Annotated in this window: 18 protein-coding genes; 13 read left to right on the top strand and 5 right to left on the bottom strand. The window is 73.1% G+C overall.

All coding sequences use genetic code 11. The features are described from left to right. Positions 1-56: 56 nt before the first annotated feature. Together speB and ACIGHB_RS25755 are read left to right on the top strand one after the other, a co-directional pair. The gene (gene speB, locus ACIGHB_RS25760; RefSeq protein WP_189847489.1) at positions 57-1022 is read left to right on the top strand and encodes an agmatinase; all 966 of its coding nucleotides are present in this window, start codon (positions 57-59) and stop codon (positions 1020-1022) included. A gap of 77 nt (positions 1023-1099) precedes the next feature. Next, positions 1100-2782: a thiamine pyrophosphate-binding protein gene (locus ACIGHB_RS25755; protein WP_360317756.1), complete on the top strand. Its 1683-nt coding sequence runs from the start codon at positions 1100-1102 to the stop codon at positions 2780-2782. A gap of 23 nt (positions 2783-2805) precedes the next feature. Here the strand turns inward: ACIGHB_RS25755 and ACIGHB_RS25750 are convergent, their stop codons facing one another. Next, positions 2806-3180: a hypothetical protein gene (locus tag ACIGHB_RS25750; RefSeq protein ID WP_399916194.1), complete on the bottom strand. Its 375-nt coding sequence runs from the start codon at positions 3178-3180 to the stop codon at positions 2806-2808. Between the two features lie 157 nt (positions 3181-3337). On the opposite strand from ACIGHB_RS25750, the gene ACIGHB_RS25745 reads away from it, so the two are divergent. From ACIGHB_RS25745 to ACIGHB_RS25730, 4 genes are all read left to right on the top strand, one after another. Beyond that, positions 3338-7072 (top strand): ABC transporter ATP-binding protein, encoded by a 3735-nt coding sequence (locus ACIGHB_RS25745; RefSeq protein WP_399916192.1) that lies wholly within the window; start codon positions 3338-3340, stop codon positions 7070-7072. A gap of 49 nt (positions 7073-7121) precedes the next feature. Beyond that, positions 7122-7625 (top strand): hypothetical protein, encoded by a 504-nt coding sequence (locus ACIGHB_RS25740; protein ID WP_399916190.1) that lies wholly within the window; start codon positions 7122-7124, stop codon positions 7623-7625. Positions 7626-7708: 83 nt separating this feature from the next. Further along, the gene (locus ACIGHB_RS25735; protein WP_399916188.1) at positions 7709-8194 is read left to right on the top strand and encodes a hypothetical protein; all 486 of its coding nucleotides are present in this window, start codon (positions 7709-7711) and stop codon (positions 8192-8194) included. 86 nt (positions 8195-8280) lie between these two features. After that, positions 8281-9729 carry an aminopeptidase gene (locus ACIGHB_RS25730; RefSeq protein WP_399916186.1) on the top strand — a complete coding sequence of 483 codons (1449 nt, stop codon included), beginning with the start codon at positions 8281-8283 and terminating at the stop codon, positions 9727-9729. Between the two features lie 145 nt (positions 9730-9874). Here ACIGHB_RS25730 and ACIGHB_RS25725 read toward each other — a convergent pair whose 3' ends face one another. Together ACIGHB_RS25725 and ACIGHB_RS25720 are read right to left on the bottom strand one after the other, a co-directional pair. Then, a complete protein-coding gene (locus tag ACIGHB_RS25725; RefSeq protein ID WP_399916184.1) occupies positions 9875-11725 on the bottom strand; it encodes a glycoside hydrolase family 3 protein in 1851 nt (616 codons plus the stop codon). A 147-nt stretch (positions 11726-11872) separates the two neighbouring features. Then, the gene (locus tag ACIGHB_RS25720) at positions 11873-12784 is read right to left on the bottom strand and encodes a LysR family transcriptional regulator (protein WP_360317738.1); all 912 of its coding nucleotides are present in this window, start codon (positions 12782-12784) and stop codon (positions 11873-11875) included. Between the two features lie 115 nt (positions 12785-12899). On the opposite strand from ACIGHB_RS25720, the gene ACIGHB_RS25715 reads away from it, so the two are divergent. Beyond that, positions 12900-13841 (top strand): EamA family transporter, encoded by a 942-nt coding sequence (locus ACIGHB_RS25715; protein WP_399916182.1) that lies wholly within the window; start codon positions 12900-12902, stop codon positions 13839-13841. Next, positions 13838-14404, top strand: a complete 567-nt coding sequence (locus ACIGHB_RS25710) for an AAA family ATPase (RefSeq protein ID WP_399916180.1) — start codon at positions 13838-13840, stop codon at positions 14402-14404. The genes ACIGHB_RS25715 and ACIGHB_RS25710 overlap by 4 nt, the downstream gene beginning before the upstream one ends. Before the next feature lie 128 nt (positions 14405-14532). On the opposite strand, the gene ACIGHB_RS25705 is transcribed toward ACIGHB_RS25710, so the two are convergent. After that, positions 14533-15579, bottom strand: a complete 1047-nt coding sequence (locus ACIGHB_RS25705; RefSeq protein WP_399916178.1) for a LacI family DNA-binding transcriptional regulator — start codon at positions 15577-15579, stop codon at positions 14533-14535. Between the two features lie 549 nt (positions 15580-16128). On the opposite strand from ACIGHB_RS25705, the gene ACIGHB_RS25700 reads away from it, so the two are divergent. Genes ACIGHB_RS25700 through ACIGHB_RS25690 form a run of 3 tightly spaced genes read left to right on the top strand, consistent with a single transcriptional unit; the run spans position 16129 to position 19243 of the window. Then, positions 16129-17280, top strand: coding sequence for a Gfo/Idh/MocA family oxidoreductase (locus ACIGHB_RS25700; RefSeq protein WP_360317728.1), 1152 nt, complete (start codon positions 16129-16131; stop codon positions 17278-17280). Next, on the top strand, positions 17277-18443 hold the full coding sequence (locus ACIGHB_RS25695) for a dihydrodipicolinate synthase family protein (protein WP_399916176.1): 1167 nt from the start codon (positions 17277-17279) through the stop codon (positions 18441-18443). Before ACIGHB_RS25700 ends, ACIGHB_RS25695 begins: the two co-directional genes overlap by 4 nt. Before the next feature lie 26 nt (positions 18444-18469). After that, positions 18470-19243 (top strand): sugar phosphate isomerase/epimerase family protein, encoded by a 774-nt coding sequence (locus tag ACIGHB_RS25690; RefSeq protein WP_399916447.1) that lies wholly within the window; start codon positions 18470-18472, stop codon positions 19241-19243. A 257-nt stretch (positions 19244-19500) separates the two neighbouring features. On the opposite strand, the gene ACIGHB_RS25685 is transcribed toward ACIGHB_RS25690, so the two are convergent. After that, the gene (locus ACIGHB_RS25685; protein WP_399916174.1) at positions 19501-19971 is read right to left on the bottom strand and encodes a DUF937 domain-containing protein; all 471 of its coding nucleotides are present in this window, start codon (positions 19969-19971) and stop codon (positions 19501-19503) included. Positions 19972-20070: 99 nt separating this feature from the next. Here ACIGHB_RS25685 and ACIGHB_RS25680 point away from each other — a divergent pair, with 99 nt between their 5' ends. Continuing rightward, positions 20071-22302 (top strand): ATP-dependent RecD-like DNA helicase, encoded by a 2232-nt coding sequence (locus ACIGHB_RS25680; RefSeq protein ID WP_399916172.1) that lies wholly within the window; start codon positions 20071-20073, stop codon positions 22300-22302. A gap of 178 nt (positions 22303-22480) precedes the next feature. After that, complete coding sequence (locus tag ACIGHB_RS25675; protein ID WP_360317718.1) at positions 22481-23770, top strand: citrate synthase; 1290 nt, start codon at positions 22481-22483, stop codon at positions 23768-23770. Positions 23771-23880: the final 110 nt, after the last annotated feature.

Below are 23880 nucleotides of genomic sequence, written 5' to 3'. Positions count from 1 at the left end.
ATGACCGGGCCGCCCGGCACACCCCACCCCACCGTCCCACCAGGAGGACACCGACCATGAGCAGCGACCAGAACACCCCGCGCGGCCCGATCGACTCGTCCCGCGTCCCGCGGTACGCCGGTCCCGCGACGTTCGCCCGGCTGCCGCGGCTCGACGAGGTCGGCACCGCCGACATCGCCGTGGTCGGCGTCCCCTTCGACTCCGGCGTCTCCTACCGCCCCGGCGCCCGCTTCGGCGGCAACGCGATCCGCGAGGCGTCCCGCCTCCTGCGCCCGTACAACCCGGCGCAGGACGCCTCCCCGTTCGCCCTCGCGCAGGTCGCCGACGGCGGCGACATCGCCGTCAACCCGTTCAACATCAACGAGGCCGTCGAGACCATCGAGGCCGCCGCCGACGAGCTCCTCGGCACCGGCGCCCGCATGATGACCCTCGGCGGCGACCACACCATCGCCCTCCCGCTGCTCCGCTCGGTCGCCAAGAAGCACGGCCCCGTCGCCCTGCTCCACTTCGACGCCCACCTGGACACCTGGGACACCTACTTCGGCGCCGAGTACACCCACGGCACCCCGTTCCGCCGCGCCGTCGAGGAGGGCATCCTCGACACCGAGGCGCTCTCCCACGTCGGCACCCGCGGCCCGCTCTACGGCAAGCAGGACCTCACCGACGACGAGAAGATGGGCTTCGGCATCGTCACCTCGGCGGACATCTACCGCCGCGGCGCCGACGAGGTCGCCGACCAGCTCCGCCAGCGCATCGGCGACCGCCCGCTGTACATCTCCATCGACATCGACTGCCTCGACCCGGCCCACGCCCCCGGCACCGGCACCCCCGAGGCGGGCGGCATGACCTCCCGCGAGCTCCTGGAGATCCTCCGCGGCCTGTCCTCCTGCAACCTGGTCTCCGCCGACGTCGTCGAGGTCGCCCCGGCCTACGACCACGCCGAGATCACCGCGGTCGCCGCCTCCCACACGGCCTACGAGCTGACCACGATCATGAGCCGCCAGATCGCGGCGAGCCGATAATGCCCGGGGGTGCCCGGCCCGGTCCGGGCCGGGCACCCCTCGCGTACGCCCGACCACGACGCCCAGGGACCCCGAACATGACCCACGACCACGACCTGGTCCTGCGCCCGACCGCCGCACAGACGACCGCCGCCCTCAACCCGCCCCCCGGGCGAAACGGCGGTGACCTCGTCATCGAGACCCTCACCGGCCTCGGCGCCACGACGGTCTTCGGCCTCCCCGGCCAGCACGCCCTGGGCATGTTCGACGCCCTGCGCCGCTCGTCCCTCCGGTACGTCGGCCTCCGCGTCGAGAACAACGCCGGCTTCGCCGCCGACGCCTACGGCCGGGTCACCGGCGAGGCCGCCCCGCTGCTGCTCTCCACCGGCCCCGGCGCCCTGATGTCGCTCGCCGCGCTCCAGGAAGCCGCCGCGGCCTCGGCGCCGGTCCTCGCCATCGGCAGCCAGATCCCCGCCGCCGGGCTCGGCGGCGGCCGGCACGGCTACCTCCACGAGCTCCGCGACCAGCAGGCCAGCTTCCGCGACGTCGTGAAGTCCGTCCACACGGTCCGTACGCACTCCCAGATCCCGTCCGCGATCGCCGCGGCCTGGGAGTCGGCGCTCACCGCCCCGCACGGCCCGGTCTGGGTCGAGATCCCGCAGGACGTGCTCCTCGCGGAGACCGTCCTCCCGGTCGTCACGGCCATGGACGCCACCCCCGAGGACGTCGTCCCGCGCCCCGAGCTGACCGCCGTCGCCGCGCACCTGCTCTCGACGGCCGAGCGCCCGGCGATCATCGCCGGCGGCGGGGTCGTCCGCTCCGACGCCTCCGGCAAGCTCCTCGCGCTCGCCGAGAAGCTGGACGCGCCGGTGGTCACCACCTTCGGCGGCAAGGGCGCCTTCCCGTGGGAGCACCCGCTCTCCCTCCAGTCCTGGCTGGAGGACCGGCACACCACCGACTTCCTTGAGGACGCCGACGTCCTCCTCGTGGTCGGCTCGGGCCTCGGCGAGCTGTCCTCGAACTACCACACCTTCGCCCCGCGCGGCCGGGTGATCCAGATCGAGGCGGACGCGGGCAAGCTGGAGTCCAACCACCCGGCGCTCGGCATCCACGCCGACGCCCGCCTCGCCCTCCAGGCGCTCCTGGAGACGGCCGAGGACCGTGTCGACGCCACCGCCCCCGCCCGGGTCCGTACGGTCCTGGACAAGGTCGCGGACCGCCTGGCCGCCCAGGACCTGGCCCTGGAGCGGCAGATCGTGGCGTCGGTCCGCGAGGCCCTGCCGTCCCGCGCCCCCAGCTTCTGGGACATGACGATCCTCGCCTACTGGGCGTGGTCCGCCTTCGACGCCCGGCACCCCAACACGATGCACTCCGCGCAGGGCGCCGGCGGCCTCGGCTACGGCTTCCCGGCCGCCCTCGGCGCGGCCGCCGCCGACCCGACGACCCCGGTCCTCGCGGTCTCCGGCGACGGCGGCGCGATGTACTCGATCGCGGAGCTGGCGACGGCGAAGCAGTACGGCTTCGACGTCACCTGGCTGATCGTCGACGACGGCGGCTACGGCATCCTGCGCGAGTACATGACGGACGCCTTCGGCGAGGCCACCGGCACGGAGCTGGCCCGCCCCGACTTCGTCGCCCTCGCCGAGTCCTTCGGCGTCCCCGCCGTCCGCACCGCCCCCGAGACCCTGACCGCCGACCTCGCTAAGGCCCTCGCGACCCCCGGCCCCTCGGTGGTCGTCCTCCCGGCCCTCCTGAGGATGTTCGAGCCGACCCACCTCTGAGCGGGCAGGCCGCCGGCCGGGCCTCAGCCGGTCAGGGACTCCCACGCCTTGCGGTACGCGGCGAACCGGTCCTCGTGACCCTGGACGAACTCCTTCGCCTCCCGCTGGTCCAGGGTGCCCCTGGACTCGCGGCGCGGCGGTGTCAGGCGGGCTATGTCGTCCATGATCACGACGGCGGCGTCGGCGGAGGTCCCGCCCCGCTCCCGCGCGGCGAGCAGGTGGAGTCCAACCTCCCGCAGCAGCCCCTTGCAGTCGTTGTAGGGGTTGCTCGTCGTCGCCGCGACCTCTCTCGGCGGCGCCGGTGCGATCCGCCCCGTCCCCGCGAGCGACCGCATCGCGACCAGCGCCCCGTACAGCTGCCCCCAGCGGTACGGCATCCCGTCCTCGATCCGCCCCACGGGCGTCCCCTTCCTGTCGCGCGGCCACGTCCCACCGCTTCCTACCCAGGAGGCGGTGGTCCTAGGACTTCCGTCCCGTCTTTGTCACGGCGGGATGAAATCGCACGTCGGGCACGTTGTGGCCTTCCGGTAGACCAGGACGGACGGGAGGCGCCACGTGGCGGTGGTGGGGCAGCGACGGGAACAGGGGTGGGCGCGGCGGCTGTGGTCGTACGCCTGGCGGTACAAGGCGGACGTGGTGCTCGCGCTCGGCTCCTCGCTGGCGGGCATGGCACTGCTCGCCCTGGTGCCGCTCATCACCAAGGTGATCATCGACGACGTCATCGGGACCGGGACGCGGTCCCTGGGCGTGTGGACCGGGCTGCTGCTCGGCGCCGCCGTGCTCGTCTACGTCCTGACCTACATCCGCCGCTACTACGGCGGCCGGCTCGCGCTCGACGTGCAGCGGGACCTCCGCGACGACATGTACGGGACGATCCTGCGGCTCGACGGGCGGCGGCAGGACGAGCTGTCCACCGGGCAGGTCGTCGGGCGCGCCACCAGCGACCTCCAGCTCATCCAGGGCCTGCTCTTCATGCTCCCGATGACGATCGGGAACATCCTGCTCTTCCTGATCTCGCTGGCCGTCATGGCCTGGCTGTCGATCCCGCTGACGCTCGTCGCCCTCGCCGTCGCCCCCGCCCTGTGGTGGATCGCCAAGCGGAGCCGCACCCGGCTCCACCCGGCCACCTGGGCCGCCCAGCAGGAGGCCGCCGGCGTCGCCGGCGTCGTCGACGGGGCCGTCACCGGCGTCCGGGTCGTGAAGGGCTTCGGGCAGGAGGACCAGGAGACCGGGAAGATCCGGGACGCGGGACGGAAGCTGTTCGCGGCCCGGCTGCGGACCATCCGGCTGAACTCCCGCTACACCCCCGCCCTCCAGGCCGTCCCCGCCCTCGGCCAGGTCGCCGTCCTCGCGCTCGGCGGCTGGCTCGCCTACCGGGGCCAGATCACCCTCGGCACCTTCGTCGCCTTCTCCGCCTACCTGGCCTCCCTGGTCGGCCCGGTCCGGATGCTCGCCATGGTCCTCACCGTCGGCCAGCAGGCACGCGCGGGCGTGGACCGGGTCGTCGAGCTGATCGACACCGAGCCGGCCATCGAGGACGGCACCAAGGCGCTGCCGGCCGACGCCCCCGCCACCGTCGAGTTCGACGGCGTCACCTTCGGGTACGGCGACGGCAAGCCCGTCCTCGACGGCTTCTCGCTGGAGCTGCGGGCCGGCGAGACCGTCGCCCTCGTCGGCTCCTCCGGCTCCGGCAAGTCCACCGTCTCGCTGCTCCTGCCGCGCTTCTACGACGTGGACCGCGGCGCCGTCCTCGTCGGCGGCCACGACGTCCGCGAGCTGACCCTGGAGTCGCTGCGGGCCGCCATCGGTCTCGTCCCGGAGGACTCCTTCCTCTTCTCCGACACCGTCCGCGCCAACATCGCGTACGGCGTCCCCGACGCCACCGACGAGCAGATCGAGGCCGCCGCCCGCGCCGCCCGCGCCGACGGCTTCATCGCCGAGCTGCCCGAGGGCTACGCCACCAAGGTCGGCGAGCACGGCCTCACCCTCTCCGGAGGCCAGCGCCAGCGCGTCGCGCTCGCCCGCGCGATCCTCACCGACCCGCGCCTGCTCGTCCTCGACGACGCCACCTCCGCCGTGGACGCCAAGGTCGAGCACGAGATCCACGAGGCCCTGAAGGCCGTCATGGCGGGCCGCACGACCCTGCTCATCGCCCACCGCCGCTCCACCCTCGGCCTCGCCGACCGGATCGCCGTCCTCGACGGCGGCCGGCTCGCCGACCTCGGCACCCACGAGGAGCTGGAGGAGCGCTCCGCGCTCTACCGCCGCCTCCTCACCGACCCCGACGAGCTCGGCGGCGTCTCGCCCGGCCACGTCCTCACGGCGGGCCCGGCCCCCGAGGAGGACGGCTCGCTGCGGGCCGAGCTGGACGCCGAGTTCGACGCCGAGCGGGGCATCACCCCCGCCCTGTGGGTACGGGACGAGACCGCCGACCGCGCGGCCGAGGCGGCCGGCGCCACCCCCGAGCTGCTCGCCGCCGTCGCCGCCCTGCCGCCCGCCGCCGACACCCCCGACGTGGACGAGACCCGGGCCGTGGAGCCGGAGACCGGCTACGGGCTCCGCCGGCTGCTGCGCGGCTTCGGCGCGCCGCTCCTCATCAGCCTCGGCCTGGTCGGCCTCGACGCGGGCGCCGGGCTGCTCCTGCCGGTCCTGATCCGGCACGGCATCGACGAGGGCGTGAACCGGCTGGCGATCGGCGCCGTCTGGGCCGCCTCCGCGCTCGCCCTGGTCACCGTCCTCGTCCAGTGGGTCGCGCAGACCGCCGAGACCCGGATGACCGGCCGGACCGGCGAGCGGGTCCTGTACGCGCTCCGCCTGAAGATCTTCGCCCAGCTTCAGCGGCTCGGCCTGGACTACTACGAGCGCGAGCTCACCGGCCGGATCATGACCCGGATGACGACGGACGTCGACGCGATGTCCACGTTCCTCCAGACCGGCCTGGTCACCGCCTTCGTCTCGGTCGTCACCTTCTTCGGGATCATGGTGGCGCTGCTGGTCCTCGACCTCCAGCTGGCCCTGGTCGTCTTCGCGACCCTGCCGGTCCTCGCCGTCGCCACGTACTACTTCCGCCGCTCCAGCGTGAAGGCGTACGAGCTGGCCCGGGAGCGGATCAGCGTCGTCAACGCCGACCTCCAGGAGTCCGTCGCCGGCCTGCGGATCGTCCAGGCGTTCGGCCGGGAGCGGGAGGGCGCCGCCCGGTTCGCCGAGCGCGGCGACGCCTACCGGGACGCGCGCGTGCGCGGCCAGTGGCTGATCTCGATCTACTTCCCCTTCGTCACCCTGCTCTCCTCGGCCGCCGCCGCGGCCGTCATGATCGTCGGCGCCAACCGGATCGAGGCCGGCACCCTCTCCACCGGCGCCCTCGTCGCCTACCTCCTCTACATCGACCTCTTCTTCGCCCCCGTCCAGCAGCTCTCCCAGGTCTTCGACGGCTACCAGCAGGCCGCCGTCTCCCTCGGCCGCATGCGGGAACTGCTCCAGGAGCCGACCTCCACGGCCCCGGCCGACGAGCCCCGCGAGGTGCTGTCGCTGCGCGGCGAGATCGCCTTCGAGTCCGTCTCCTTCGCCTACGGCGCCGAGGAGACCGCGCTGACCGGGATCGACCTGCGGATCCCCGCCGGGCAGACGGTCGCGTTCGTCGGCGAGACCGGCGCGGGCAAGTCCACCCTGGTGAAGCTGGTCGCCCGGTTCTACGACCCGACCTCGGGCCGGGTCACGGCGGACGGCGCCGACCTGCGCGACCTGGACCTCACCTCGTACCGGCACCGGCTCGGCGTCGTCCCCCAGGAGGCGTACCTCTTCGCCGGGACGGTCCGCGACGCCATCGCCTACGGTCGGCCCGGCGCCACCGACGCCGAGGTGGAGGCGGCGGCCCGCGCGGCCGGCGCGCACGACATGATCGCCACCCTCGACGGCGGCTACCTCCACGAGGTCGCCGAGCGCGGCCGGAACCTCTCGGCCGGCCAGCGTCAGCTCATCGCCCTCGCCCGGGCCGAGCTGGTCGACCCGGACGTCCTCCTCCTCGACGAGGCCACCGCCGCCCTGGACCTGGCCACCGAGGCCCAGGTGAACGCCGCCACCGAGCGCCTCTCCGGCCGCCGCACGACGCTGATCGTCGCCCACCGCCTCACGACGGCGGCCCGCGCCGACCGGGTGGTCGTCATGGACCACGGCCGGGTCGCGGAGGACGGAAGCCACGACGAGCTCCTCGCCCGGGACGGCCGGTACGCGTCGCTGTGGCGCACCTTCATCGGCGAGGCGGAGCCGGAGGAGGAACCGGCCGCGATCTGAGTACGCGGGCTCATGACGGGGCCGGGGCGGCACGGGTTGGATCGGCGTCATGAACGACACCGGCGGCCCGCACGCCCCCGCCCCGGCCCCCACGCCCGACACCCCCGCCGCCGGGCCCCACGCCCTCGCCTCCGCTGGCCGGCACGCCGCCTCCGCCTCCGCCGGCCCGGACACCGCCCCCGCGCCCGCCGCCCCCGCCCCCGCCTCCGCCGGCCCGGACACCGCCCCCGCTCCGATCCCGTACCTGGATGCCCGGACGCTGCGCCGTGCCGCGCTCTGGGCGGGGCTGCTGTTCCTGCCCGCGACGCTCCTCGGTCTGGTGCTCGCGCTCTCCTCCGAGGCGGGCGGGGTGTGCGTGATGCGCGGGACCTGCCGGGAGATCCCCGGCTGGCTGTACGCCACGACCCTGGCCGTCGCGGGAGGCGCCTGGCTGCGGGCGCTCACCGTCCCGGACGGCGCCCCGCCCACCCGGGCCCGGTGGGCCGCCCTCTGGACGCTGATCGGCGCCGAGATGATCTTCATCTGCCTGGTCATGGGCTACTTCCTGCCGTGACCGCGAGCGCCGGGGGCAACCGTACGGACGTCCAGCACGTCGTAAGCCCGTACGGGAAAGCGGACGGCGGGGGAGGAGCGGGCATGCCCGGAGGCGCGGCGGACCGAGGGCGGGCGGCGCACGCACAGGCGTCCCCGCGCAGACCTCTCGCCCTGCTCCGGCGGGGCCTCGCGCGCAGCGCGGCACGCCCGCGCGCGCACCCCGTCACGTACGCCCTCGTCCTCGCGCTCGCCGCCGGGCTGCTCACGCTCGCCGGACCCGGCACGGCCACCGCCGACGCGGTCTCCGTCTGCCACGGGCGGCCCGCGCGCACGGTCTCCTTCGCCACCGGCGAGCTGCGCCTCTACCGCACCCGCCACTACGCCTGCGCGCTCGTCCTCGCCAAGCGGCCCGGCGCGCCGCGGCCCATGAAGGTCACCCTCCAGCCGCGCGGCGGCCGGGCCGCGGTCGTCTCCGGCCGGTGGGGCCGGCAGGCCGGCCCGGTGACCGTGCACGCGCTCAACCGCTGCGTCCGCGCCTCCGCGACCGTCTCCGGACGCTCCACCGCCACCGGATGGATCCTGTGCTGATGCGGAGGTAAGGCTCAACCAGGTCTGGCGGCCCGGACGTTCACCCCGCTAGGTTCACGGCACCGTTGTGAATCATGGGAGGGTGCATGCGTAAGTCGCTGAGACTGATGCTGTCGCTTTCGGTGCTCATAGGCACCGTGGGCTCCACCGGCGTGGCCACCGCCACCGCCGCGGACACGGAGTCCGTCAGCACCGTCGCGGACGCGCAGGGCTCGGACATCGGGGACCGCCTCCTGGCGATCCCCGGGATGAGCCTGATCGAGGAGAAGCCGTACGCCGGCTACCGCTACTTCGTCCTGAACTACGAGCAGCCGATCGACCACAAGCGGCCCTGGGCCGGCACGTTCCAGCAGCGGATCTCCGTGCTCCACAAGGGCACCGACCGCCCCACCGTCTTCCGCACCAGCGGCTACGGCCTGAGCACCACCCCCAGCCGGGCCGAGCCGACCCGGATCATCGACGGCAACCAGATCTCCATGGAGTACCGGTTCTTCACGCCGTCCCGCCCGCAGCCCGCCGACTGGTCCAAGCTCGACATCTGGCAGGCCGCCACCGACCAGCACCGCATCTTCACCGCCCTGAAGAAGGTCTACGGCGAGAACTGGCTCTCCACCGGCGGCTCCAAGGGCGGCATGACCGCCACCTACTACGAGCGCTTCTACCCGCGTGACATGGACGGCGTCGTCGCCTACGTGGCCCCCAACGACGTCGTAAACAAGGAGGACGCGGCCTACGACCGGTTCTTCGCGAACGTCGGCACCAAGGAGTGCCGCGACCGCCTGAACGCCATGCAGCGCGAGGCCCTGCTGCGCCGCGCCCCGCTCCAGGAGAAGTACAAGGCGTGGGCCGCGGCCGAGGGCGCCACCTTCAACACGGTCGGCTCGCTCGACAAGGCGTGGGAGGCGACCGTCCTCGATTTCGTCTGGGGCTTCTGGCAGTACTACGGCGAGGACGTCTGCGACACCGTCCCGGACGCGAAGACCGCGAGCGACGACACCGTCTACGAGACGATCGACGCCTACGCCGGCTGGGGCGCCTACACCGACCAGGGCCTGGAGTACTACACGCCGTACTACTACCAGGCGGCCACCGAGCTCGGCTCGCCCAGCATCAGGCAGCCGCACCTCGCCGGCCTCAGCCGCTACGGCTACCAGCCGGCCTCGAACTTCGTGCCCCGCGAGATCCCCATGCGGTTCAAGCCGTGGGTCATGCGGGACGTCGACAACTGGGTCCGGAAGAACGCGACCCGGATGCTCTTCGTCTACGGCGAGAACGACCCCTGGGGCGCGGAACCGTTCCGCCTCGGCAAGGGCGCCCGTGACAGCTACGTCTACTACGCGCCCGGCGGCAACCACGGCGCCAACGTCGCCGGACTCGTCGACGCCGAGCGCGAGAAGGCCACCGCCCGCATCCTGGCCTGGGCCGGCGTGGACGCCCCCGCGGTCGAGGCGGCGAAGCCGCTGGCCCGCTTCGACGCCCGCCTGGACAAGCCGGTGGACGAGGACGTGACGAAGGAGCACGGCCTGCGGCCGTAGCCCCGCCGGCGGGGTGCGGCCCCCGCGCGGAGCCGCACCGCGCCCGTCAGGACGAGAGGTGGGGTGCGGCCCCGCGTGGAGCCGTGCCCCGCCCCTCAGTGCGGGAGGTGGGGTGCGGCCTCGTCCGGAGTCGCACCCCCGCCCGTCAGTACGACAGGCCGTACCCGACCGGGAAGAGCGTCTCCGCCGGGTCCCCGGCGCTCCGCACCGGCACCGGCAGCCGCCCGCGCGGCTTCGCCCGCCCGGCCAGCACCCGTACGGCCGCGCGGAGTTCCACGTCGGTCCAGGCGTAGGCGGCCAGGGTGGCCCGCTGCCCGGAGATCCGGGCCACGTCGTACGGGTTGCGGATCGCGATCGTCACCACCGGCACGCCGGTCGCCACCAGCCGGGCCACCAGCGTCCGCTGCGGGCTGGTCGCGGTGAGGTTGTACGTGCCCACCACGACCACGTCCTGTCCGGCCGCGGCCGCCACCGCCTCCTCGATCCGGGCCTCCGTCGGGGTGATCCCGGTGGACAGCGCGGTCGCCGTGAAGCCCAGTTCGCGCAGGGCCCCCGCGAGCGTGGTGGTCGGCGGCCCCGTCGTACCGGACGGGGAGGCCGGGTCGGCGCCGACCACCAGGACCTTGCCGTGCGAGGCCGGACGCAGCGGCAGGAAGCCGTCCTCGTTGACCAGCAGGGTGGTGGTCCGCTCGGCGATCCGGTCGGCCGCGGCGAGGTGCCGGGCGGTGCCGACGGTCGCGTCCACCTCCGCCCGGCTCGTGTACGGGTCCGTGAAGAGGCCCCGCCGGGCCTTCAGCCGCAGGATCCGCAGGATCGATTCGTCGAGGCGCTCCTCGGTCAGCTCCCCGCTCCGTACGGCCCCGAGCACCGCGTTCCAGGCCACGTCGAGCTTCGGCGGGTTGAGCAGCTGGTCCACCCCGGCCTTGAGGGCGAGCACCGGCACCCGGTCGTCGCCGTACTTGGTGCGGACGCCCTGCATGTCGAGGGCGTCGGTCACCACCACCCCGTCGTAGCCGAGCTGCTCGCGGAGCACACCGGTGAGGATCGGGTACGAGAGCGTCGCCGGGTCCTCGGACGGGTCGAGCGCCGGGACGACGAGGTGGGCGGTCATGATCGCGTCGATGCCGGCGGCGATCGCGGCGCGGAACGGCGGGGCGTCGAGCTCGGCCCACTGCTCGCGGGTGTGGGTGATGACCGGCAGGCCGTAGTGGCTGTCCACGGCGGTGTCGCCGTGGCCGGGGAAGTGCTTGGCGGTGGCGGCGACGCCGGAGCCCTGGTAGCCCCGGATCTGCGCGGTGACCAGGGCGGAGACCGCGCGCGGTTCGGAGCCGAGGGAGCGGACGCCGATGACGGGGTTGGCCGGGTTGACGTTGACGTCGGCGACGGGGGCGTAGTTCTGCCGGATGCCGAGCGCGGCGAGTTCCGCGCCGGCGATCCGGGCCGCCTCGCGGGTGTCCGCGGGGGAGCCGCCCGCGCCGAGCGCCATCGCGCCCGGCAGCAGGGTGGCGGGCTCGCCGACCCGGCAGACGATGCCGTGCTCCTGGTCGGTGGAGATCAGTACGGGGACGGGGGTGGGCCCGGCGAGCGCGGCGGCCTGGATGCCGTTGGAGAGCGCCGCGATCTGTCGCGGGTCGCGGGTGTTGTGGGCCCAGGCGAAGTAGATGACCCCGCCGACGTGGTAACGCTCGATCAGTTCGGCGGCGGTGCGGACCCCGAGCTCCCGGAGGTTCGCGTCGGCGTCGGCCGGGTCGGGGGCGGTGGCCGAATGGCCGTACACCCGGGAGACGAAGACCTGGCCGACCTTCTCCTCCAGCGACATCCGGTCCACGATCCGGCGGAGCCGCCGTTCGGTCCTGGCGTCGGTGGCGGGGGTGCGGGCGGCGGCGGGGGTGACGGCCCCGGTGGCGGCGGTGGCCGCCGCGGCTGCGGTGACAGCGAGCAGGGTGCGGCGGGTGGGGGCAAGAGGGGTGCGGCGGGCGGGGGCGGGGTGGGGCACTGGTGCTCCTTCCGGCCGTGCAGGGGGACAGCGAAGGATGAAGGAAACTTCCAAGACGAACGGATAGTCTGAAAGTAACTACCAGGTCAAGGATTCCCGCACGAATCGCCGAGAAGGTGAGGGTGGAGAAGCGGGTTTCGTCCCGGTTCAGGCCGCCGACGCGATCGACGGCCACAGCTCCTGGAGCGTACGGACCGTCTCCCGGATCGCCGGGCGGCGCGCCGCGCCCGTCCGCCACAGCGCGTGCAGCCGGCGTGTCGGCGCCGGGTCGAGCCGCAGCGGCGCCACCTCGGGCGGCAGCCCGCCGCGCCCCAGTCGGGGCACGAGCGCGATGCCGAGACCGGCCGCGACCAGCGCGACCTGTGTGTGGTTCTCCTCCGCCTGATGGACGATCAGCGGCTCCACCCCGGTCGCCCGCAGCGTCCGCTCCAGCCAGTCGTGGCACACCGTCCCCGGCGGCTGCGAGATCCACCGCTCGTCCGCCAGCTCCTCCCGCCGCACCGACCGCCGCTCCGCCAGCGGATGGTCCCGGTGCACCAGGATGTCGCAGCCGTCGTCGCCGATCACCGCCTGCTCCACCCCCGGCGGCGCCGGCAGTGGGGCGATGTCCCAGTCGTGGGCGACCGCCAGGTCCAGCACGCCCCGGGCCACCAGGTCCACCGACAGGTGCGGGTCCACCTCGGTCAGCCGGGCGTCCAGCCCCGGATGGCGCACCGCCAGATCCGCCAGCACCCGGGGCATGAGCCCGCGCGCCGCGCTCGGGAAGCAGCCGACCGAGAGCCGCCCCGCCGGCAGCCCGCGCCGCTCCTCCAGGCGCACCTCCGCCTCCTCCACGAGCGCGAGCAGGCGCTGGGCGGTGGCCGCGAGCTGTCGGGCGTCGTCGGTGAGCCGCACGCCCCGCCCGCTCCGTTCGAGCAGGGTCGTACGGGTCTCCCGCTCCAGCTTCGCGATCTGCTGCGACACCGCCGACGGCGTGTAGCCGAGGGCGGTCGCGGCGGCGCCCACGCTGCCGTGGACGGAGACCGCGTGCAGGGCGCGCAGCCGGCCGAGATCGAGCACGGGAACCTCCGACGGGCGCAGGGGTGCGGTGGGCCTTGGATGTAGCGCTGCTTCATCCAACCATGAAGAGACCTGTGCTGGTGCTACACGGTCACGCGCGGTCATGCTCGACTCCATGCGCCCCGCACACATCGCCCTCGCCGCGCTCGTCGCCGCGGTCTGGGGGGTCAACTTCGTCGTCATCGAGATCGGCCTCGACCACTTCCCGCCGCTGCTCTTCTCCGCCCTCCGCTTCCTCGTCGCCGCCCTCCCCGCCGTCTTCCTCGTCGGCCGCCCCAAGGTCGCCTGGAAGTGGATCGTCGCCGTCGGACTCGCCCTGGGCGTCGCCAAGTTCGGCCTCCTCTTCACCGGCATGGACCTCGGCGCCCCCGCCGGGCTCTCCTCCCTCGTGCTCCAGGTGCAGGCCGTCTTCACCGCCCTGTTCGCCTTCGCCGTCCTCGGCGAACGCCCCTCCCGGCGTGCCGTCCTCGGCATGGCGATCGCCCTCGCGGGCATCGGCGTCGCCGCCGTCGACGAGGGCGCGTCGGGGCCGGTCACCGGCTTCGTCCTGGTCATCGCCGCCGCCGTCTGCTGGGGCGTCTCCAACGTCCTGACCCGCAAGGCCGCCCCGCCCGACCCGCTCAACTGGATGGTCTGGGTCAGCACCGTCCCCGTCCTCCCGCTGCTCGCCCTCTCGCTCCTCCTGGAGGGCCCCGAGCGGGACCTCGCCGCGCTCCGCGCCCTCGACTGGACCGGCGCCGGCGTCATCGTCTACGTCGCCTGGATCACCACCGTCTTCGGCTTCGGCGCCTGGGGCTGGCTGCTCCGCCGCCATCCCGCCTCCTCCGTCGCCCCCTTCTCCCTCCTCGTCCCCGTCTTCGGCATGTCCTCCGCCGCGCTCTTCCTCGGCGAGCCGGTGAGCCCGCTGCGCTGGGTGGCGGCGGCGCTGCTCGTCGGCGGTGTGGCGCTGACGTCATGGACCCCGAGGCGGACGGCGAAGGCCCCGAAATCCGTGGTGCGCCAGGCGCCCGTTCCCGTATCGTCCGGGGGTCCGACCGGCGAGGAAAGGCCCGTATGACCTTCGAGCACGTGACCGTCGACACCGCCGTCCCCGCGCCCGGCGCGCTGCTCCTCGCCGGCATCCCCGGCAGCGGCAAGTCGACGGTGTCGGCCGCCCTCGCGGCCCGGTTCGCGCGCGCCGCGCACATCGAGGTCGACCACCTCCAGGAGCTGATCGTCAGCGGCGGCCACTGGCCGACCCCGGACGGCGACCCGGAGGCCGACCGCCAGATCCTGCTGCGCGCCCGCAACGCCTGCCTCCTGGCGGGCAGCTTCGCCGCCGCAGGCTTCCTGCCGGTCCTGGACGACGTGGTGGTGCGCCGCTCCCACCTGGACTTCTACCGGAGCCACCTGACGACGGTCCCGCTCCACGTGGTGGTCCTCGCCCCGGGCCCGGACCGCGCCCGGGAGCGCAACGACGCCCGCCACAAGCGGCTCACCACCGACTGGACCTTCCTGGACGAGGCCATGCGCGCCGAACTCTCCGACCAGGCCCTCTGGATCGACAACGCCGACCGGACGGTCGACGAGACGGTCGACGCGGTCCTGGCGGCGACGGGCCTGGCCCCCGCCGCCGGGTAGCTCAGCCCTCGGCGCGCGGGAACCCGTCGGGCAGGTTGGCGTCAGCCAGGACGTCCCACGCGCCGGAAAGGCCCATCGGTCTCGTCATGCGATCCTCCGTGGGGCGCTCGTCACCACGGTAGCCGCCCCTATCCCCGCGGCGCCGCCGTCGAGTCCCGTACGACCAGCTCGCCCGGGACCGTCTCCGTGCCGTCCGCCGGGGCCTCCTCCGTGCCCATCGCGAGGCGTCCGGCGCGCATCCCCGACTCGTGGAGCGGGAGGCGGACGGTCGTCAGCGCCGGGACCGCGTCGACCGAGAAGGGGAGGTCGTCGAAGCCGGCCACGGAGACGTCGCCGGGGATCGACAGGCCGCGTTCCCGCAGGGCCGCGCAGACGCCCAGGGCCACCGTGTCGTTGGCGGCGACGACCGCCGTGAGCTCCGGGTCGCGGGCCAAGAGCTCCGCGACGGCCGCGTGTCCCGCGGCCCGGTCGTACGGGCCGTGGACGGTCGGCCCCTCGGCGACGCCCGCCTCCGCGAGGGCCTCCCGGTGGCCCTCCAGGCGGTGCCGGGTGGTGGTGCGGTCGGCGGGGCCCGCGACGTAGCCGATCCGCGTGTGGCCGAGGTCGAGCAGATGGCGGGTGAGCCGGCGGCCCCCGGCGCGGTTGTCGAAGACCAGCGCGGCGGTGTGCGCGTCCCCCGGCACCGGCGGCCGGCCGCACAGCACGACCCGCGTCCCGGCCTCGGCCATCCGGGACAGCTTGGCGGCGGTCGCCGCCAGGTGCTCCGGGTCCTCCAGGGAGCCGCCCATGAGGATCACGGCGGCGGCGCGCTGCCGCTGGAGCAGCGTGAGGTAGGTGAGCTCGCGCTCGGGGGAGCCGCCGGTGTTGCAGACGACGGCCAGCTTCTCGCCGCCCGCCCGGCCCGACCCGCCCTCTCCGATCGCGCTCTGCGCCGCGCTCGCCATGATCCCGAAGAAGGGGTCGGCGATGTCGTTGACCAGCACCCCGACCAGGTCGGAGGTGGCGGCGGCGAGCGAGCTGGCGGGCCCGTTGAGGACGTAGTCCAGCTCCTCGACGGCCTTCAGGACCCGCTCGCGGGTGGACGCGGCCACCGGGTAGTTGCCGTTCAGGACCCGCGAGACGGTCGCGGGGGAGACCCGCGCGCGGGCGGCCACGTCCGACAGGGTGACGGTCATCGCGTGCGTACCTCCAGGGCCTTGTCCGGCGTGATGTCGGCAGGCTAGCGTCATCCACGACAGAAAGCGCTTTCTATCGTCGCGCCGGAAGCGCTTTCTGTCATGCCTTCACGCAGAGAGGGTCGTCCCACCGCGCGCAGATGGCGCAGAGATCGCCGCTTCACGAGGAGATCGCCGCTCTACGAGGAGATCGCCGAACTAAGCAGAGATCGCCGAACTAAGCAGAGATCGCCGCTCTACACGGAGACCGCCGCTTCACGCGGAGATCGCCGAAGTGCACAGAGATCGCCGCTCTACACGGAGACCGCCGCTTCACGCGGAGATCGCCGAACTACGCAGAGATCGCCGCTTCACGCGGAGATCACCGCTTCGCCCAAAGATCGCCGCACTACGCGGGGATCGCCGCTCCACACACAGATCGCCGTTCCACCACGCACCACGCAGATCGCCGCTCCACCACGCACCACGCACCACGCAGACATCGCCGTCCCACCACGCAGAGGTCGCCGTCCGCCGAGGGCGCGGGGCCGCCGGGAAGAGGAACCCTCCATGACACGCAGGACAGTCCGCATCGCCATGAACGGCGTCACCGGCCGCATGGGCTACCGCCAGCATCTCGTCCGCTCGATCCTCGCCCTCCGCGAGCAGGGCGGCCTCGACCTCGGCGACGGCCGGGTCATCTGGCCCGAACCGGTCCTCGTCGGCCGCCGCGAGCACGCCCTGCGCGCCCTCGCCGAGAAGCACGGCCTCACCGAGTGGTCCACCGACCTCGACGCCGTCCTCGCCGACGACACGATCGACGTCTACTTCGACGCCCAGGTCACCTCCGCCCGCGCCGACGCCCTCACCAAGGCGATCGAGGCCGGCAAGCACCTCTACACCGAAAAGCCCACCGCCGCCGACTTCGCGGGCGCCCTCGCCCTCGCCCGGCTCGCCGCGGAGAAGGGCGTCAAGCACGGCGTCGTCCAGGACAAGCTCTTCCTCCCCGGCCTGCTGAAGCTCAAGCGGCTCATCGACGGCGGCTTCTTCGGCGAGATCCTGTCCGTCCGCGGCGAGTTCGGCTACTGGGTCTTCGAGGGCGACTGGCAGGACGCCCAGCGCCCCAGCTGGAACTACCGCTCCGAGGACGGCGGCGGCATCGTCGTCGACATGTTCCCGCACTGGGAGTACGTGCTCCACGAGCTCTTCGGCCGGGTCACCGCCGTCTCCGCCGAGATCGCCACCCACGTCCCCCGCCGCTGGGACGAGAACGGCAAGCCCTACGACGCGACCGCCGACGACGCCGCCTACGGCACCTTCCACCTGGAGGGCGGCGCCATCGCCCAGATCAACTCCTCCTGGGCGGTCCGCGTCCACCGCGACGAACTCGTCGAGTTCCAGGTCGACGGCACCGAGGGCTCCGCCGTCGCCGGACTGCGCAACTGCCGCGTCCAGCACCGCGGACTCACCCCCAAGCCGGTCTGGAACCCCGACATCCCCGCCACCTACTCCTTCCGCGACCAGTGGCAGGAGGTCCCCGACAACGCCGAGTTCGACAACGGCTTCAAGGCCCAGTGGGAGCTCTTCCTCCGCCACGTCGTCCTCGACGAGCCCTACCACTGGGACCTCCTCGCCGGCGCCCGCGGCGTCCAGCTGGCCGAGCTGGGCCTGAGGTCCGCCGCCGAGGGCCGCCGCCTCGACGTCCCGGAGGTCTCCCTGTGACCCTCCACCTCCCGATCCCCGGCGGCGGCACGCGCGTGTACGAGCCCCGCGCCGAACCGCTCGCGCCCGCCGCGACCGGCCCCCTCACCTCCCGTACGGTCTTCTCCGCCGCCCACGTCGTCGCCGACCCGTACGCCGACACCACCCCCGACGGCCCCGCCGCCGTCGACTGGGACGCCACCCTCGCCTTCCGCCGCCACCTGTGGTCCCACGGCCTCGGCGTCGCGGAGGCCATGGACACCGCCCAGCGCGGCATGGGCCTCGACTGGGCCGGCGCCGCCGAACTGATCCGTCGCAGCGCCGCCGAGGCGAGGGCCATCGGTGGCCGGATCGCCTGCGGCGTCGGCACCGACCAGCTCACCGGCCCCGCCTCCCCGCCGGAGATCCGGGCCGCGTACGAGGAGCAGCTCGCCGTCGTCGAGGAGTCCGGCGCCCAGGCCATCCTGATGGCCTCCCGCGCCCTCGCCGCCGCCGCCCGCGGCCCCGAGGACTACCTGGAGCTCTACGGCCACCTGCTGCGCCAGGCGGCCGAGCCCGTGATCCTGCACTGGCTGGGCCCGATGTTCGACCCGGCCCTGGAGGGGTACTGGGGCTCCGCCGACCTCGACGCGGCCACCGAGACCTTCCTGGAGGTCATCGCCGCCCACCCCGACAAGGTCGACGGCGTCAAGATCTCCCTCCTCGACGCGGGCCGCGAGGTCGCGCTCCGCCGCCGCCTCCCCGAGGGCGTCCGCTGCTACACCGGCGACGACTTCCACTACCCGGAGCTGATCGCGGGCGAGGAGCCCGCGGCGGGCGGGCGCTTCAGCCACGCCCTGCTCGGCATCTTCGACCCGCTCGGCCCGCTGGCCGCCGAAGCGGTCAGGACCCTCGACACCGGCGACACGGCGGGCTTCCGCAAGCTCCTCGACCCGACCGTCGCCCTCTCCCGGCACCTCTTCGAGCCGCCGACCCGCTACTACAAGACGGGCGTCGTCCTCCTCGCCTGGCTCGCCGGCCACCAGGACCACTTCACCATGGTCGGCGGGCTGCACTCGGCCCGCTCCCTGCCACACCTGGCCCGCGCCTACGAACTCGCCGACGGCCTCGGCCTCTTCCCGGACCCGGCCCGCGCCGATGCCCGGATGCGCGCCCTCCTCACCGTCCACGGAGTGCACCAGTGAACCTCGACCGCTTCAGCGTCAACCAGATGACGGTGCGTCACCTCCCGCTGCCCGCCCTGGTGGAGGAGTGCGTACGCCTCGGGATCCCCGGCATCGGCCTGTGGCGCGACCCGGTGAAGGAGTACGGGATCGAGGCGGCCGCCGCCCTGGTGCGGGACGCCGGCCTGACCGTCACCACCCTCTGCCGCGGCGGATTCTTCACCAGCGACGGCTGGGAGGCCGACAACCGCGCGGCGATCGACGAGGCGGCGGCGCTCGGCACCGACACCCTCGTCCTGGTCTCCGGCGGACTGCCCGCCGGCAGCCGCGACCTGCCCGGCGCACGCGCGCGCATAGCGGACGCGATCGGCGCGCTCGCCCCCTACGCGGGCGCGCGCGGGGTCCGCCTCGCCATCGAACCCCTCCACCCGATGTACGCGTCCGACCGCTGCGCCATCTCCACCCTGGACCAGGCCCTGGACATCGCGGAGCGCCACCCGGCCGACCAGGTCGGCGTCACCGTCGACACGTACCACCTCTGGTGGGACGAGAAGGCCCCCGCGGCGGTGGAGCGCGCGGCGGCGCAGGGCCGCGTCCACTCCTTCCAGCTCGCGGACTGGACCACCCCCCTCCCGGAGGGCGTCCTCAACGGCCGTGGCCAGCTCGGCACCGGCGCCATCGACCTCGCCTGGTGGGCGTCGCTCCTCGACCGGGCCGGCTACACGGGCCCGGTGGAGGTCGAGCTCTTCAACGACGCGCTGTGGGCGAGGGACGGGGTCGAGGTCCTGGAGGAGACCCTGAACGCCTTCCTGAAGGTCTGAGCCCACCTGGATCTTGGATCCAAGATCCAGCCTCCTGGATCCAACCTCTCGGATCCAACCTCCGGGATCCAACCTCCGGGATCCAACCTCCGGGATCCGGGCTGGTGGATCCAACCTTCCGGATCCAACCTGTTGGATCCAACACTTCGGATCCAGGATTTCGGATCCAGGATCGTGGCTCCTGGATCCCACGGGCCACGCCCCCGCGTGCGCGGCGGGGGCTCTCCCGGCCCGGCCCCGTGTGCGGCGGGGCCGGGCTACTTCTTGCCGCCGCCCAGCAGGTCGCCGAGGCCGCCCCCGGCGCCCTTCCTGGCCGTCGCGCGGCGGGTCAGGACGGCGAGGACCACGGGGACGAGGAGGTCGATGGCGCGGTTCACGGTGGCAGGGGGGAGGCCGGTGCGTCTGGCAACGGCGTTGGCGGCGGGTTTCGCCAGTTTGGCGAGGACGCCGGCCAGCAGGCCGCCCGCGGCGAGGCCGCCGAAGGAGGCGACGCCCTGGAGCGGCGGTTGTTCGGAGGTGACCTCGTCGACGGCGGCCTTGACCTCGTCCGCGCTGGCCGGTTCCGCCGCCGCCTGCCGCAGCTCGCCCGACAGCTCCGTGACCGAACCGTCGACGAGGGCCCGCGCGCCGGCCGTGTCGGTCCCGGCGAGCGCGGCGATCTCCGCCAGACGGTTCTCGCCGAGCTCGGCCAGGACCTCGTCCTGGAAAGAGTGACTGCTCTCGCTCATGACCGAAACGCTACGGTTCATCCCCTCGTTCGGCACCCCGGGACGGGAGTTGTCCACAGGTCCGCACGCCGTGTCGGTGGCCTTCGCTACGGTCGGGCCATGTCCAACGAGGGTCAGGCGCACCGTCCCGCCGTCGTCGAGGGGGTGCTGGAGAGGATCACGTACGCCAGCGAGGAGAGCGGCTACACCGTCGCCCGGGTCGACACCGGCCGGGGCGCCGGCGACCTGCTCACCGTCGTCGGCGCGCTGCTCGGCGCCCAGCCGGGGGAGTCGCTGCGGATGGAGGGGCGCTGGGGCTCCCACCCGCAGTACGGCCGGCAGTTCCAGGTGGACAACTACACGACGGTGCTGCCCGCCACGATCCAGGGCATCCGCCGCTATCTCGGCTCCGGGCTGATCAAGGGCATCGGCCCGGTCTTCGCCGACCGCATCACGACCCACTTCGGCCTGGCCACCCTCGACGTCCTGGAGGAGGACCCCGGCCGCCTCATCGAGGTCCCCGGCCTCGGCCCCAAGCGGACGAAGAACATCGTGGGGGCCTGGGAGGAGCAGAAGGCGATCAAGGAGGTGATGGTCTTCCTCCAGACCGTCGGCGTCTCGACCTCGATCGCCGTCCGCATCTACAAGCAGTACGGCGACGGTTCTCTCTCGGTCGTCCGCGAGGAGCCGTACCGCCTCGCCGCCGACGTGTGGGGCATCGGCTTCCTCACCGCCGACCGGATCGCGCAGGCGGTCGGCATCCCGCACGACAGCCCCGACCGGGTGAAGGCCGGCCTCCAGTACGCCCTGTCGCAGTCGAGCGACCAGGGGAACTGCTTCCTCCCCGAGGAGCGGCTGATCGCCGACTCCGTGAAGCTGCTCCAGGTGGACACCGGGCTCGTCATCGAGTGCCTCGCCGAGCTGGCGGAGGACCCCGAGGGAGTGGTCCGGGAGACGGTCCCGGGACCGGAGGGCGAGCCGGTCACGGCGGTCTATCTGATCCCCTTCCACCGGGCCGAGCTGTCCCTCGCCGGACAGCTGCGGCGCCTGCTGCGTGCCCCGGACGACCGCATGCCCGCCTTCCGGGACGTGGCCTGGGACAAGGCGCTGGCGTGGCTCGCGGACCGTACGGGGGCCACCCTGGCGCCCGAGCAGGAGCAGGCCGTCCGGCTCGCGCTGACGGAGAAGGTGGCGGTCCTCACCGGCGGCCCCGGCTGCGGCAAGTCCTTCACCGTCCGCTCCGTGGTGGAGCTGGCCCGGGCCAAGAAGGCCAAGGTGGTCCTGGCGGCGCCGACCGGCCGCGCGGCCAAGCGGCTGGCTGAGCTGACCGGCGCCGAGGCGTCCACCGTCCACCGGCTCCTGGAGCTGCGGCCGGGCGGGGACGCGGCGTACGACCGGGACCGGCCGCTCGATGCCGACCTCGTCGTGGTCGACGAGGCGTCGATGCTCGACCTGCTGCTCGCGAACAAGCTGGTCAAGGCGGTCGCCCCGGGCGCACATCTGCTTCTGGTGGGGGATGTGGACCAGCTGCCCTCGGTCGGCGCCGGGGAGGTCCTGGGTGACCTCCTGGCGCCCGGCAGTCCGGTTCCGGCGGTCCGGCTGACCCGGATCTTCCGCCAGGCCCAGGAGTCGGGCGTGGTCACCAACGCGCATCTGATCAACGCGGGCACCCCGCCCCGCACCCAGGGCCTGCCGGACTTCTTCCTCTTCGCGGAGGAGGAGACGGAGGACGCGGCGCGGGTCGCCGTCGAGGTGGCCGCGCGGCGCATTCCGGCCAGGTTCGGCCTCGACCCGCGCCGGGACGTGCAGGTCCTCGCCCCGATGCACCGCGGTCCGGCCGGCGCGGGCGCGCTGAACGGGTTGCTCCAGCAGGCGATCACCCCGGCCCGTCCGGACCTTCCGGAGAAGCGGTTCGGCGGCCGGGTCTTCCGGGTAGGGGACAAGGTCACCCAGATCAGGAACAACTACGAGAAGGGGGCGAACGGGGTCTTCAACGGTACGGTCGGGGTGGTGACGGCGCTGGACCCCGTGGAGCAGTGCCTCACCGTGCGGACGGACGAGGACGAGGAGGTGGCGTATGCCTTCGACGAGCTGGACGAGCTGTCCCACGCGTACGCGGTCACCATCCACCGTTCGCAGGGCAGCGAGTATCCGGCCGTGGTGATCCCGGTCACCATGAGTGCGTGGATGATGCTCCAGCGGAACCTGCTCTACACGGCCGTGACGCGGGCGCGGAAGCTCGTCGTGCTGGTCGGTTCGCGCCGGGCGATCGCCCAGGCCGTCCGTACGGTGTCGGCGGGCCGGCGCTTTACCGCACTGGCCTACCGGCTCACAGGGGGTGCCCCCGTGTGAAAGATCACGGAGGACTACCGGAACCGGGGCGAAGGGGGCAGGATGAGCAGGTTGGCGGCACTGAGTGCCGCCGATTGGCCCAATGGCGACCCCGAGTGCACTCTCCTGAGCCAAGTGGGGGATGGTAGAGACAGTCAGGGCACCTCGAAGAAGAGGCACTACGTCGGTGAGGGATGACGTGAGCGACAACTCTGTAGTACTGCGGTACGCGGACGGTGAATACACCTACCCGGTGGTCGAGAGCACCGTCGGTGACCAGGGCTTCGACATCGGGAAGCTGCGGGCCCAGACCGGTCTGGTCACCCTGGACAGCGGATACGGCAACACCGCCGCCTACAAATCCGCCATCACCTACCTCGATGGTGAGCAGGGCATCCTGCGGTACCGCGGCTACCCCATCGAGCAGCTGGCCGAGCAGTCCACCTTCCTGGAGGTGGCCTACCTGCTGATCAACGGTGAGCTGCCGAAGGGCGAGGAGCTCGCCACCTTCCAGAACGAGATCACCCAGCACACGCTGGTCCACGAGGACGTCAAGAACTTCTTCCGCGGCTTCCCGCGGGACGCCCACCCGATGGCGATGCTGTCCTCGGTGGTCTCCGCGCTGTCCACCTTCTACCAGGACAGCCACAACCCGTTCGACGAGACGCAGCGTCACCTGTCGACGATCCGGCTCCTCGCGAAGCTGCCGACGATCGCCGCGTACGCGTACAAGAAGTCGATCGGCCACCCGTTCGTCTACCCGCGCAACGACCTCGGCTACGTCGAGAACTTCCTGCGGATGACGTTCTCGGTCCCGGCCCAGGAGTACGAGCTCGACCCGGTCGTCGTCTCGGCGCTCGACAAGCTCCTCATCCTGCACGCGGACCACGAGCAGAACTGTTCGACCTCGACGGTGCGTCTGGTCGGCTCCTCGCAGGCGAACATGTTCGCCTCGATCTCGGCCGGCATCTCCGCCCTGTGGGGTCCGCTGCACGGCGGCGCCAACCAGTCGGTCCTGGAGATGCTGGAGGGCATCCAGGCCAACGGCGGCGACGTCGACTCCTTCATCCGCAAGGTGAAGAACAAGGAGGACGGCGTCCGCCTGATGGGCTTCGGCCACCGGGTGTACAAGTCCTTCGACCCGCGCGCCAAGATCATCAAGGCGGCGGCGCACGACGTCCTCTCGGCGCTCGGCAAGTCCGACGAGCTGCTGGACATCGCGCTCAAGCTGGAGGAGCACGCGCTCTCCGACGAGTACTTCGTCTCGCGCAACCTCTACCCGAACGTGGACTTCTACACGGGTCTCATCTACCGCGCGATGGGCTTCCCGACCGAGATGTTCACCGTGCTCTTCGCGCTCGGCCGGCTTCCCGGCTGGATCGCCCAGTGGCACGAGATGATCAAGGAGCCCGGCTCCCGCATCGGCCGTCCGCGCCAGATCTACACCGGCGAGGTCCTGCGCGACTTCGTCCCGGTCGAGGAGCGCTGAGCCGACCCCGCACAGGTGGGCTGAGGGTCTTCCCGGACCTACAGAAGCGCCCCGCTCTCCGATCCCCCCACGGGTCGGCGAGCGGGGCGCTTCCCATATCCCCGGTGCGG

Origin of the sequence: Streptomyces sp. NPDC085460, assembly GCF_044541975.1 — a bacterium.
In the GTDB taxonomy this organism is placed as follows: domain Bacteria; phylum Actinomycetota; class Actinomycetes; order Streptomycetales; family Streptomycetaceae; genus Streptomyces.
This window is presented reverse-complemented; position numbering and strand designations above follow the sequence as displayed.